Consider the following 12511-nt stretch of genomic DNA (forward strand, 5'->3'; position numbering starts at 1 on the left):
GTGATATCGAGAGAGAACCGGGCACTGAGATAATCTACTCATCGCCAAAGCCAGTGATGACTGGAGTACAGCCCTATAGTGCACACCGGTTGCACCACTAGGCCGATGAAGTGGTCTCAGACTTTGTCATTTCCCGAGGAAGCTTTGAGTTGATGGAACGAGCCTGAGTCGGCGCGGTAATGTTCCTGTTGATTTTTATTTTTTTACTACAGGGATATGATCCTGTATAAGACGAAATTCAGAACCATTTTGGAGCAGCTGGCTGGACTTTTTACAAGCAGACTCCGAGAGAGAGCTAGATATTAAGTTATGCACTCACCTCGAAGCCTGCGCCTACAAAACCCTCGATTAGTGTTCGTCACCACCACCGTAGTACTCAGGGCAAACTAGGACAGACCAAAGCGTCTATAGCATATGAAGAACTTAGCCTACCTCGTTGGCATTACCTTGGCATGAAATCGCAAAAAGCAAATTCGTCCTTTTGGGTGCTGTTGCATTCCGTTTTTCGGAATGCAACAACCGACTCAAAGGAGAATCCTGGGACGGAGCTAAATGGATCGACATTAAGCCGGAGAACGCGCATGTCTAAAGATACTTATGAGAGATTACCGCACGCTGGAGACTTCGAAAAAGAGTCGGGTGTTGAGAGAGTCTACTTGTCCCCCAGGCCAGTACCTACGGGCATGCCACCCATTAGTACCCGCCAGTTACACCGTTATATTAATGAAACATATTTAGACATCTCTATCGGACAAGGAAACTTTGAGTTTCTTGCTCGAACAGGAATTGGATCAATAAATTTTATTATTACTTTGTTATTCTTTTTTTCGGGATTTGCCTCCTATCTAAGACGCAACGCTGAGCCTTTCCTGAGTGGGTGGTCAAATTTTTTCTTCAACCCAGTGCTTTGGTTGATCATTGCTGCCATCGCGACGACATATCTTTATTATTTCACGCAAGCTGCCCGACAGGTTTCCATACATCCTCCCATTCGCTTCAACAGGCAGCGCCGAGAAGTCGTATTTGTACCAAAAAAAGGTGATACTCCCCTCTATGCGCAATGGGAAGACGTTATTTCCTGCGTGTCAGCTGGAACTCATATTAACCAGTATGCGGCAACGCCAGATTACAAGCTAATGATTGGCTTACGTGATGCTAAATCCGGCAACGTATTGTGGTCTGTTATACCGAGCGGAAATTTAAGTCTTGCCATTTCTGAGTGGGAGGCAATTCGCGCCTATATGGAGGATGGCACATCTGCCCTACCAACCGATGAACCGGACGAACTAGAAGAAGGCACAGTGGAATTTTTCCATCTGAGTCGTCGGAGCTATCGCGCAAATTATTCCTTTGTACGTTACGTTTGGGGATTTTTAACAATACAGTTTTTTAGCGGCTGGACATTGCCTTGCTACATTTCCGGCTGGGTCAATAACCGCACCAAGGCGGGCTTCCCCAAAGAAGTTCAAAAATGGTCACAACCTCTTCCCACTGAGCAACATGCTATGCCTAGTGAAGAACTGCTCCGGGAAAGCACTGAAATACGGAAGGCTTTTGCCAAAGGCCAAAACATGCTGGATTACTTCAAGGTGAAGTTTGCCGAAACGACTCAAAAGTCTGAATCCGCCACTTGACGAGTAATACCCTTGGAAAATAGATACGACCGACTGCCCCGCGCAGGTGATATCGAGAGAGAATCAGGCACTGAGACAATCTATTTATCACCAAAGCCAGTACCAACTGGAGTGCAACCCTTCAGTGCTCGCCAACTACACCGCTATGCCGATGAAGTAGTCCTAGACTTTGCCGTTTCTAGAGGAAGCTTTGAGTTTATGACTCGAGCCGGAATCGGGGCGGTAATGTTCCTGTTGATTTTTCTGTTTTTCACAACGGGTTTCGGATCCTGGATAAGACGTGACATAGAACCTTTCTGGAGTAGCTGGCTGGACTTCTTCACAAGCATTGCCGTTTGGGGCTTTGTGGGGGCGCTGGCCACTCTCTACCTTTGCGTTTTTTTCTTTGCAATTCGTCGGGTAAGCCATCAACCTCCTGTACGCTTCAATCGTCAGCTTCGCGAGGTCGTCTTTGTTCCCAAAAAAGGCATGACCCCACGTTATGTACAGTGGGAGGAAGTCATTGCGAGTGTCTCGATCAGCAAATTGATCACTCAATATGCTGTCATTCCTGAATTCAAATTAATGATTGGGCTACGTGAGACGAAAAATGGCGATGTGCTCTGGATCAGTGTTCCAAGTGGAAATTTGAATCAGGCTATCGCTGAGTGGGAGGCAATCCGTGTCTATATGGAAGATGGACCGCGAGCCTTGCCCGAGGGGCAATCGGATGAATTCGAAGCAGGCTCGGTCGCCTACTTTCATATGTGTAGAAAAGGTTATCGCTCCCATCATTCATTGCTTCGATATCTCTTCGGCTTCCTGATCATTCAATTTTTCAGTGGTTGGACGATTCCTTGTTACCTTGCCGCTTGGATCAATAACCGCCCTAAGACAGGCTTCCCAAGGGAAGTTCTTGAGTGGTCGCTACCGCGCCCAATTGAAGAACATGCAGTACCTAGCAAGGAACTGATTAATGAAAGTGCTGAGATCAGAAAGGCATTTTCAGAAGGACAGAACCTGGTGGACTACTTCAAGATTAAGCTTGGCGAGTCGAACGAAATACCAACATAAAGCAGACAGATTTTTTTCTTTGACGGAGCTGCCCAGCGCACCCCTTCGACGTAAACACTTACACAGCAAAACCAGGAAGATTTCCCACAAGGAGCAGGACGCATGTTGAAACCCATAATCCCATTGATCTTGGCAGCCACCGCCCTCAGCGCCCAGGCAGATATCCAGGTCCAGATCTCGCCAATACCCGAACAACTGAAAAACCTGAAGCCAGTCACCATTGCGGAAAGCAGCTTGGAAGAACAAAAGCGGCTCAACCAAATCGACGAAATAGTCCAGCGCTTTAACCTGAACATTGAAGAGAAGTTCATCTACGTCGACAAAGAAACACCCCACCCACTCCTGGGAATTTTGGATGTCGTCTACAAGGTTTATCCAGAAGAAGCCCAGTTGCAGGTGGTTAAACTCGACATCCAAAAAGGGTATGCGCGTGTCTACCCTGTCAGCCCCCAGGATATCCAGCCATATTCGAGTTTCGCGACGAGCCCGCTCGACGCCCGGATTGCCAACAATATCCTGAGTCCCGGTGCATCCGCGGCCCGATCCAAAGCCTATTTCAAAGACTGGTACGACACTTATCAATCGTCTCGGGTCAAGCTCGCCCGAAAGGTAGTGGCGAGTGATGCCTGTGAGACTGTCACGAGTGTCGAGCTCTACAGTTTCAACGGGGATGTGTTTACTGCGTTCTGTGGCAATGGCATGGCGTTCCATCAAACGCCGGCGCAGGTTGAAGCGGACGAGTCTATTGATCCCGCGATAAAAAAATGGGGTGTCAAACGGCCCCTGTGAGTTCGGGGCTCGTCACCCTGAGCGTTAGGTCCATTCCGATTGCGAGGCGCCCTCACGCCGAGCAGCGCATTTCTACGTGTCTGTGCGGGACGCCCATTAGACATGTGCCAGAGAGTCAACCATGAAGAACTCGATACGACGCCGACACTGCGCCCTCTTTGCCGCCTTCCTGCTATCGACCGGCACCGCCGCCTGGGCAGTGCCAGCAGATCAGGCAAAAGCTCGGCCACCCAGTCCAGCTCAGTTGATGCACGAGGCACAACGTCTGAGCAGTGAAAATTCACTGCCAGAGGCCACGGTCGCCGCCCGGGCGGCCATGGAGGCAGGCCGCAAGGGTGGCGCAATGGATTTCACGGACCTCGAGGCGGGTGTGTTGCTCGTCAATCTGCTGCATCAGCAGAAGAGATACGACGAGGCCCGGAAAGCCGCCGAAGAGCAGATCGCGTATTGGGAGCAGCGAGCAGCCTCTGTCGGGTCGACTAACAGGCGCGACCCGCGCATCACAAACATGCTGGGCCTGGCCATCGAGGCAAGCATGCTGGCGGGTGAAAGAGCCGAGGTCGTACGCCTAGAGGAAAAGCTTTTTGCGGCCGTCAGTCCCTATCCCGGTCTATGGCGCTTGTCGCCGGACGAGCCGCGCTTGCGTTACGAATTAGCTGACTTCTCGATGCCACTCCTGCTGGGGCGGTGGAAACTGGCGAAGTTTGAACCCGCAAAAAAACGCGAAGCCACCACCCTCCTCCTCTATACGCAGGAGTTGGCAAACGGCCGCCTGAGCGCCGAGATTTCGCTGGCTTATGACGAAGCTCAACGCAAATACACGGCATCGCAACGCCAGGATTGGCTCAAACCCTATCAGGAACAGCGTGAAGTTCGGGCGGTTGCATCGGCGATGCCTGACCTCCCCTTCGACGACCTGGCCGCCGTCAAACTGGGGAGGCAAGAGGAGTGTGACGGCGAGCAATGCACCAATATTCGTTGGACGGCGCTTCGCGGCGACTGGCGCATGGACATCGATGTGGTGTTCAAATCGCGGGACAAGGCCCAGGCCGTTGAGCAGATGCAAAAGTTGTTCGCTGCGCTGAACTGGCAAAGCGCACCACCGCTGTTCCGCGAACGCACTATGGCCGAGCAGACCCAATACATGGATTCAACCTGGGAGCTTCCGGGCGGCGAGTCCAAGGCTGCGGAACTGGCGAAACAGGCGTTGCCCGACGCCATTTTCCCGGAGGAAGTGGCGCGCGTGCAGACACTTATCGGCGTGTCGCAGTACCGTCACGGCGCGCTGGATGCCGCGCGCCGCTCGCTGGGTTTGGCCGTGCCTGCCTGGGAGTATGGCTTTACCTATCAACTTCTCTATGGAACTGCGCTGGATTACGCCGCTGATATCGCCTACCGCCAAGGCAGAACTCAGGAGGCCGTCGCCCTGAACCGGACGCTCATCGAATGGCAGAAAAGCGATGCTACGCTCGGCTGGATAGTGCCGAAGGATGAAAATGCGCTGGTTAACAGCTCGATGGGCATACATCTACCCTTGCGCGTGGGCGACTACCGCCTGAGATTGGGTACGGAATATCGCTTCTATTACGAAAATCTGCAAACAGGGGCACAACTTGGCCTCACCGTGGGTTCGGCCCAGACATCGGACGAAAAGCTTGAATCAATACTGCGTTCGTTCATGTCGGAAACGCTGGGACTGCAAGCCGGGGATGTGCGCAGGACGAAGTTTTCGCCCAAGTCGGCCGAGCCCGCAAAGTCGCCAGCAACCGGCGAGAAATGGGAGTTCGATGTTACGAAGCTGCCTGGCGATGAAGCGGCCGTATCCGACGACTTCGTTGCTGGCGTCCAGCGCAAAACGCCCATAAAGATGGCGTTCTGGATCGTGGACCGCGAGGGGGAACGGTCGTTGCTAAGGGCGCCAATCATGGGCGGTGAGCAAACCAGGAATGAGGCAAATCAGATCGCACAAGCGCTGTTCTGGTAGCGCCAGACGACAGCTTATTCAAAACCCTTCTGCTCTTCGTCCAGCCCGCATCGGCAGGCCGGCAAGCCAAATATCAAACGGCTGCTGGCGTGCCTTGGGGGTCAAGATTGACAATCAGAGGCTTGGTCGCACTTCTGATCATCGGCCCCAATATCAGGTTACTGCCGATCAGCATCATCACGGCCACCAGCACCAGGGTGTCGGACTTCAGGAAACCGAGAAAAGTACCGCCGAACACACACACCGATAGCAAGCCACTGAGCATCATGGCCAGCATCATGGGTTTAGCAGGGTTATCGAAACTCAGGAAGCGCTGCTTTTCCACGGCGGATATCACCAGTGCGGCCTTGCAGCCCTTGCACACAATGGAGTGGTCTTCGCGCAACAGCGTTTGCTGTTTCTTGCCGATGGGAAATTCCTTTTCACAGGCGTTGCAGTGGACTTTCATGCCAATGATATTTGCGCGAGAGGAGCTCATCTTGATCCTTAAGATTGGCGGAAAACATCGCCGCCGGCAGCTGCAGGTGCGCGGCGGCGGATTGTTGCATGTTTGAGCAAGGCCAACAGGCTTAGCTGTCGTCCGTTTCTCAATAATTAGTTCGGCTGATCACCTATGCAATCAGGCAGATTGGGGCCGATCTCGATCATGGCCGCCGACACCGTGGGGTAGGTTCGGCCACCCCAATCCAGAGGCCCGCCAGCATTGACCAGGTCGTAGATTTCGCTTTCGCCAATCAGTTGGCCGTTGCGATGATCGTACAGACGAAAAAAAGCCGGAATTTCCCAGCGTGCAAACCAATAGACTTCTGCTTCCGGGTCCGGGAAAGCCATTGGGTGCAAGAACCAAGGCAAGAGCCAGAAAGGTTGAAACTGCTGAACCCGATAACACCCGTTGGGGCTGATGTCAGGGGCGCCGACTGGTTTCGCCAGGCCCTTTTCCCACCACTGCGACGCGGCCCACAGCCCGGCGCAGAACAGGGGCATACAGAGCCAAAAACGTTGACGTCGACTCAGTCTTTTCATCTTCTGATATCCATATCAATCTGCCGAGCCGCGTCTTTTAAACGTAGCGTGGCATCGGCAAAAAAGGCCGAGCAGTTTACCTTATATGAGTTGCACAGCGAGTCTCCTTAATGCCAGAGTTGCCCGCCTTAATCGCGAGAACTACATCTGTTTCCTTTTTCGACGTGCCGGACTAATGAGATACAACAAAAATCCACAAGCGTCAGCTTGGGCGCGCAGGTTCGTGGTGAAATCAGAGGCGATTCAATGCTTGGCCCACGAGCCTTGAAGTCCCCTTCATCGGGTTTACCGAAACCACTTCCACAAACCTGAATTTCTACTTGGCCGCCCTGGTAGCTTCTTACTCTGTTGGAGGGGTACTCAGCGTATCCGCCTCATCAAAAGGGGACAGATTTAATTTCTATTTATTTGAGAATAAATCCATCCCATTTTCTCTCTTGTCGGACAGGGAATATCAATAACGATATCAACGCCGGTGGAAGAAAAGAGACTGCGACAGAGTTCTATCGAACACAAGTTTTTGAAGAGACTAACATTCCGGGCCACTTGAGCGGAATCGACTTTAATCAGCCAGTAAATGTAGAGACGTTGAATCGAGGTAAAACGGTTTATCAATTTCAATCACCCGGAGCCCCACAAGGCAACTATTATTCTCTGAACCCTGCTACAAGCCAATCAATGCTCGGCATTGGTCCGCTCGAAGATAATCGCGCAACATGCACGGTGGAACTAAAACTGCAAGGCATTTATCGACGACCGGAAAAACGACAGTATTGAATCGACAGCCAAACCGATTGATGATACGTGGTTTGTAAAAGGGATGACGCAACCGTCATCAGGTGGGGGCACTCAAGTCCTTATCAGCGCTAAAGGCTAACTTTGAAAAAACCAAATAATTTATCAAAATCTAAGAGGCCACGAATGAAGCAAACTGATTTATATAACATGGCAAGTCGTTGCGGCTTTATGGTAACGGCGTTTTCGGACCATCCAGACTTCTTTTCATCTTGGTCATTAAATATTGGAAAAGACGATAAAAAATACATGATAGAGCACGACAATAGAGACGGCTGGCTAATATTCTACCAAGAAAACGAAAAAAATAAATTCAAAGAAATTGATAAGAAAATATCTCATGCCATAGACGACAATGAAAAAATAAACCAGTGCGAGTCTTGGCTGTTAAGCGTTTAAAAAGCAAATTCCAGCGAGAGATCAACAAGAGAAAAAAGGAACAAAAGGAACAAAAGAGGGAACAAAAGTGGCCAAATTTATTTCCTATGCTCGAAAATAAATCTGTCCCCTTTCCGGTCCCTAGAAAATAAACATGCGCCCTTTTCGCAGCAAATAAGAATTAACGAATAGGAAAATAATATGTTTGGTGAAGACAAACAAAAAATACAAAATGACTGGGAGGATGAAATATATCCTCGCAACAACTCCATAATGTCCTACAATGGATTTTACTGCCTATTCGAGATATCTGAGCAAAGTCAGTCATTACAAAGCAAATCTTGGCAACCAGCACTAGATTATGCATTAGAGGAAATCAGCTCTGTGAGGGGTTGGCGACCCTTGACATGGTAGAAAAATTTAAGGGCCACGAGATAAAGTGCGGCGAATGTCTAGCATCCGGAGAGGATGGATTCATATCACTGACAAAAAAAGCAATGACGAATTGGTTTGCATAATTGTATTAAGCACAACAATTCCTTTCGAAAAAATAGAACTCCACGAAGATTTTATTTATGTGACTTCTTCTAACGGCACAAAGGTAAAAATCCCACCAGAACGCCCGGACAGATTCACGATACAGTGGGAGTGATACGAAAACGAACACTAAAATAAAAAATCGAACACCATCCAGCGTTTGGAAGAGTTTTTGTCGCCCACGTTAAATATCGAGAAATAAAAACTTTTATAAAGATGATAAAGAAGCGTCGTTGCGTCAAGTCAACAATTGATTTAGCTAAAGGTCTTTAATATGAAAAAAACATCTCGATCCGATGCGACTTACATGCTGAGCAAACAAGCTTTAGCGTCCCTTGACAATAATACACGTGAATTAGTGCTACTGAACTGGTGGGGAATTGATGATAGCGACGAAGAATTCTCCTTACTTTCAAAAGAGATGCAAGAACTACTTGTTTCAAACGAAGAACCTCCAAGCGATGTGCAGAATCCTCTATATGACGAATTGCTTTTGATTGCTTTGTACTCAGAGTACAAAGGCGTGACAAACTCATATTTATCTACCTCCATGAAAAAAATGGGACTTGGCGAACATGAGGTAGTTGGGTTTATCGAACCATTGGAGACTTGCCCTTGCTGTGGCTACCGAACGATATCGTCAAGGGCAAACTATGAAATTTGTGATCTATGCAGATGGGAAGATAGTGGAGTAGTTGATCCTGAGCAGTACAGCGGCCCAAATCATATGACACTCGGGGAAGCGAAAGCGATATTTGCGAAGAGCATGTGCACACTGCCTTTATATAAATGGGCTATCTGATAACGACCGAGAGGTTGAGATTTATTTTTATACAATGTTTAGTCCTGAACTAAAACTAAGTTTAGTTGAAGACACAAACGGGTGTACCTTAGAGTGTATGACCCTCTCGTTCCCAAGGAAAGAAAACACCTAAATCTACGAGGCATTCAACCTAAAAAAATCGAATAATAACAAAAACAGGGACAGATTTATTTTCTACGCTCGAAAATAGATTCGCCCCCTCTTTTCAAAGAGGATGGACTTATTCTGAGAAGTACAATTGGCGCCCCAAAAGAAGGGGATAAGTGGTCATGGCAGTATTCGGAAGATCGTTGGGGGGAGCAAGAAGTTCTCTTGAAAGGACCCCGCAGCGGGGATATTGAGGTGTTTAAACCATGAACATATTAGATTTCTTACAGCAGCATTTTCATCTCGCAGACGGCGGGATGAAATCGGCCCAACTATTAAAAAAATCAGCTAAAGAAAGTTTCGTTTTTAAAAATGCTTACACAATAAATAAAACTAGCGACACGTATAAAAAAGAACTCACTATTCAAAAAGAAATTGCAAATACAACCTCATCGGAAATGCTAGGATTTGAAGAGCTTATAAGTGCGATTTCAAATATGGCGCCTGACGCAATACTATCAATGCGTTTCATTGATAGCACTAGTTGGGACGGTCGCATTTTTTATGATGAGAAAAATACGCTCATTGGCGCAATAATTGGAAAAAAGAAAAATAAAGATTGGGAGACGCCCCCAAACTGGGATGGCTCAGAGGAAATGCTACGAACATACAACGCCCAAAAAGACACCTAAAACCCTTATGAAACGGCACACCCATGCACGAACCGGTCTCCAGTCAAGGCTAAGGTGTTTCTATTTCGTTTAAACGCATGTCGAATCGGGATAAAGCGATAGAAGGCAGCATCATTACATAATGAAAGATGCGGTTCCTCAACAGCTACAGTTGCACTACTTAAGACAAAAATGGAAAAGTACCTTTTTAAGCCAAGTCGTAAACTTACCTTCCGACTGTAAAACGCAAGGACCGAGAAACAGTACACTTTTACCAACAAAGGGAGACAGATTTGTTTTCCATTCTCAAAATAAATCCGTCCCCTTTTCGCAGAGATAATCGCGCAGCAGGAACGGTGGAACTAAAACTGCAAGGCATTTATCGAACGACAGAAAAAACGCCAGTATTGAAATCGACAGCCAAATCGATTGATGATACGTGGTCTGTAAAAGGAATGACGCAACCGTCATCAGGTGGGGGTACTCAAGTCTTTAGCAGCGCTAAAGGTAACTTTGAAAAAACCCAGTTATTTATCAAAATCTAAGAGACTACGAATGAAGCAAACTAATTTATATAACATGGCAAGTCGTTGCGGCTTTAAGGTAACGGTGTTTTCGGACCATCCAGACTTCTTTTCATCTTGGTCGTTAAACATCAGAAAAGACGATAAAAAATACATGATAGAGAACGACGGTAGAGACGGCTGGCTGATGTTCTACCAAGAAAACGAACCAAATAAATTCAAAGAAATTGATAAGAAAATATCTCATGCCATGGACGACAATGAAAAAATGAACCAGTGCGAGTCTTGGCTGTTAAGCGTTTAAAAAGTAAAGTCCCGCGAGACGTCAACAAAAAGGGGACAGATTTATTTTCTGTTTGAAAATAAATCTGTCCCCTTTTCTCTCAGTGTTGGCCAGCAGGATCGCAACCTGTTCCAGCGCCGCTACACCTACGATGCCAATGGCAACCTCGCCGGCATCGACGACAGCCGCAGAGGCACCCTGGCAAAGGCGAACGAGACATCTGGGGTGGAGGCCGAGAAGGGCGCGAAGGGAAAATAAAAACGGAATAATTGGAGCACTGATATGAAACACAATCAATCTATCAAGATAAACGACCTGATCGATTTCTTAAAGGCTCAGAAAAAAGAACTGACCTATTGTGTTTATGGGAAAGGATCATCGGACCAAGCGACGCTGAAAACCGACTGCGTGATTGATGAATATTCGGAGATTACCGATGACGACGAAGAGATTTTCCCAAAGTACATCACTCAAAACAATCTTGAGTTTTGGTTTACCGACGAACTCTTGGAGGATGTTACATTCAACGCACTGAAGCAAAAAATGTCTGCTACAAATGAGGAAATACTAAAAGCCATTAAACATTATAATGAGCACGACAGCTTCATGAAACCATGAAAATACAGCACACAAAAATAACCGCTTTCCCTTTTTGCTTGCTGAATGGGAATGCAGCTAGACAAGGTTCGGAAATTGCCCCGCCGAAACGATAGGCTCCCATAAACTTGCACACATAAATTAGTAGGCTGGACGGCGATTGGAAGGCGGTTCCGATGCTCTACCTTCAGGACTAAAACTGAGGAAACAAAAAATGGGGTCGAAAAAAATCGTTTCTATTTGGACGGCCAATACCGATTGGGAACCGTCTACTCTTCGAGATGTGATGAGCGCAGAGTATTCTGACGACGGAGACTATCTTGGTTCTGAGTTCGATAAGGCTTTCTCACTTGGCTTTGTTGACGATGACAGTGTCGAAGCAGATAAAATCGAGCCAACCAATTCTCTAATTAATGCAATTGACGGATGCTCATACGACCTTGACATCGCGGCTGACATGAAAGATAAAAAAGCTCCTCTGATCGATGCGGCTATAGACACCATAGTTGCAATCTACGACTACTCCTTCTCAGGCACTACTCAAAATACTAAAATCAGAAACAAGCTCTTTACATACCGAGGAAGCTTTGAATACCAAGACTAAACTCTCAGAGAACAGAACGTAAGGAATAGATATATTTCTGCATTCTTAAATAAATCTGTCTTTTGGAATTCCCTATGAACAGTAATCCGACTTATAAAAGTATATGGAAATTTCCTATCCTGGCATCTACGATAAAGTCGGCCCAGGCCCCAAAGGCAGTGAACAGACGGGTGCCTTAGGTGATGGCGTGTGCCACTGCGTTGAGCTCACAATTCCCCGTGATGAATGGCAGCGCACAGCTCCGGACCAAGGTCAAGTACCGTGCGCGCCGATGACCAAAAACCCTGATCAGGGAGTATTCGCAGTTTCCTGAGCAGTAGATTCTCCACTCTCAGTCCCCTTCCCGCTGTCCTCACGCTTCTTCGGATCAGTCGGGCGCAACGCATCGTTATCACGCTCGACTTCACCCGGTGGCCGTGGTTCGTCGGGGTGTTCGCTTTGGTTAATCGGTTTCATTCGAGTCTCCTCACGCTTCGGGGTCGTCGACTTCTTCGGCGACGTTGATGGCCGGCGAATCCTTATGGGATTGCTCGGCTTTGGCTTTCAGGGTTTGCCATTGTTGGAGGTCGATGGCGCCCTGCCCCAGCAAGTCGTCGGCGACGCGCAGCAGTTCGCTGTAATGCGCGTCGGGGGATTGTTGCCAGTAGGCTTTGTCCTCGAACAGACGTTGCCAGGTGTCGAGGTCCGGGGCTTTGAGGTCGTCGCTCATGGCGCACTCCAGTAATCGGT

General features: G+C 48.2%; 15 protein-coding genes. 12 read left to right on the forward strand and 3 right to left on the reverse strand.

Annotation, left to right across the window (positions count from 1 at the left end; all coding sequences use genetic code 11):
* Nucleotides 1-581: 581 nt before the first annotated feature.
* The 4 genes from BLU01_RS27905 to BLU01_RS02410 all read left to right on the forward strand — a co-directional run bounded on the left by BLU01_RS27905 (nucleotide 582) and on the right by BLU01_RS02410 (nucleotide 5460).
* A complete protein-coding gene (locus tag BLU01_RS27905; protein WP_231987125.1) occupies nucleotides 582-1634 on the forward strand; it encodes a DUF6708 domain-containing protein in 1053 nt (350 codons plus the stop codon).
* A 12-nt stretch (nucleotides 1635-1646) separates the two neighbouring features.
* Complete coding sequence (locus tag BLU01_RS27910) at nucleotides 1647-2687, forward strand: hypothetical protein (RefSeq protein WP_231987126.1); 1041 nt, start codon at nucleotides 1647-1649, stop codon at nucleotides 2685-2687.
* Between the two features lie 102 nt (nucleotides 2688-2789).
* Complete coding sequence (locus BLU01_RS02405; RefSeq protein ID WP_092270329.1) at nucleotides 2790-3476, forward strand: hypothetical protein; 687 nt, start codon at nucleotides 2790-2792, stop codon at nucleotides 3474-3476.
* A 121-nt stretch (nucleotides 3477-3597) separates the two neighbouring features.
* Nucleotides 3598-5460: a hypothetical protein gene (locus BLU01_RS02410; RefSeq protein ID WP_092270332.1), complete on the forward strand. Its 1863-nt coding sequence runs from the start codon at nucleotides 3598-3600 to the stop codon at nucleotides 5458-5460.
* 73 nt (nucleotides 5461-5533) lie between these two features.
* On the opposite strand, the gene BLU01_RS02415 is transcribed toward BLU01_RS02410, so the two are convergent.
* Both BLU01_RS02415 and BLU01_RS02420 read right to left on the reverse strand, forming a co-directional pair.
* On the reverse strand, nucleotides 5534-5938 hold the full coding sequence (locus BLU01_RS02415) for a hypothetical protein (protein WP_157720136.1): 405 nt from the start codon (nucleotides 5936-5938) through the stop codon (nucleotides 5534-5536).
* Nucleotides 5939-6054: 116 nt separating this feature from the next.
* Entirely contained in the window at nucleotides 6055-6483 is a 429-nt protein-coding gene (locus tag BLU01_RS02420) for a hypothetical protein (protein ID WP_092270338.1), read from the reverse strand.
* A gap of 408 nt (nucleotides 6484-6891) precedes the next feature.
* On the opposite strand from BLU01_RS02420, the gene BLU01_RS02425 reads away from it, so the two are divergent.
* From BLU01_RS02425 to BLU01_RS02460, 8 genes are all read left to right on the forward strand, one after another.
* Nucleotides 6892-7260, forward strand: coding sequence for a polymorphic toxin type 46 domain-containing protein (locus BLU01_RS02425; RefSeq protein WP_231987155.1), 369 nt, complete (start codon nucleotides 6892-6894; stop codon nucleotides 7258-7260).
* 144 nt (nucleotides 7261-7404) lie between these two features.
* A complete protein-coding gene (locus tag BLU01_RS02430) occupies nucleotides 7405-7677 on the forward strand; it encodes a hypothetical protein (protein ID WP_092270344.1) in 273 nt (90 codons plus the stop codon).
* Between the two features lie 790 nt (nucleotides 7678-8467).
* Nucleotides 8468-8995, forward strand: a complete 528-nt coding sequence (locus BLU01_RS02435; RefSeq protein WP_092270347.1) for a CPCC family cysteine-rich protein — start codon at nucleotides 8468-8470, stop codon at nucleotides 8993-8995.
* 374 nt (nucleotides 8996-9369) lie between these two features.
* Nucleotides 9370-9795, forward strand: coding sequence for a hypothetical protein (locus tag BLU01_RS02440; RefSeq protein ID WP_092270350.1), 426 nt, complete (start codon nucleotides 9370-9372; stop codon nucleotides 9793-9795).
* 272 nt (nucleotides 9796-10067) lie between these two features.
* Entirely contained in the window at nucleotides 10068-10319 is a 252-nt protein-coding gene (locus BLU01_RS02445; RefSeq protein ID WP_092270353.1) for a polymorphic toxin type 46 domain-containing protein, read from the forward strand.
* A 10-nt stretch (nucleotides 10320-10329) separates the two neighbouring features.
* A complete protein-coding gene (locus BLU01_RS02450; RefSeq protein ID WP_092270356.1) occupies nucleotides 10330-10602 on the forward strand; it encodes a hypothetical protein in 273 nt (90 codons plus the stop codon).
* Nucleotides 10603-10863: 261 nt separating this feature from the next.
* Nucleotides 10864-11199, forward strand: a complete 336-nt coding sequence (locus BLU01_RS02455) for a DUF7716 domain-containing protein (protein ID WP_092270360.1) — start codon at nucleotides 10864-10866, stop codon at nucleotides 11197-11199.
* A 139-nt stretch (nucleotides 11200-11338) separates the two neighbouring features.
* On the forward strand, nucleotides 11339-11782 hold the full coding sequence (locus BLU01_RS02460) for an immunity 22 family protein (protein ID WP_231987127.1): 444 nt from the start codon (nucleotides 11339-11341) through the stop codon (nucleotides 11780-11782).
* A 466-nt stretch (nucleotides 11783-12248) separates the two neighbouring features.
* On the opposite strand, the gene BLU01_RS02465 is transcribed toward BLU01_RS02460, so the two are convergent.
* Nucleotides 12249-12491 (reverse strand): hypothetical protein, encoded by a 243-nt coding sequence (locus BLU01_RS02465; RefSeq protein WP_092270365.1) that lies wholly within the window; start codon nucleotides 12489-12491, stop codon nucleotides 12249-12251.
* Nucleotides 12492-12511 lie beyond the last annotated feature (20 nt).

The sequence above is a fragment of the Pseudomonas prosekii genome (genome assembly GCF_900105155.1).
In the GTDB taxonomy this organism is placed as follows: Bacteria; Pseudomonadota; Gammaproteobacteria; order Pseudomonadales; family Pseudomonadaceae; genus Aquipseudomonas; species Aquipseudomonas prosekii.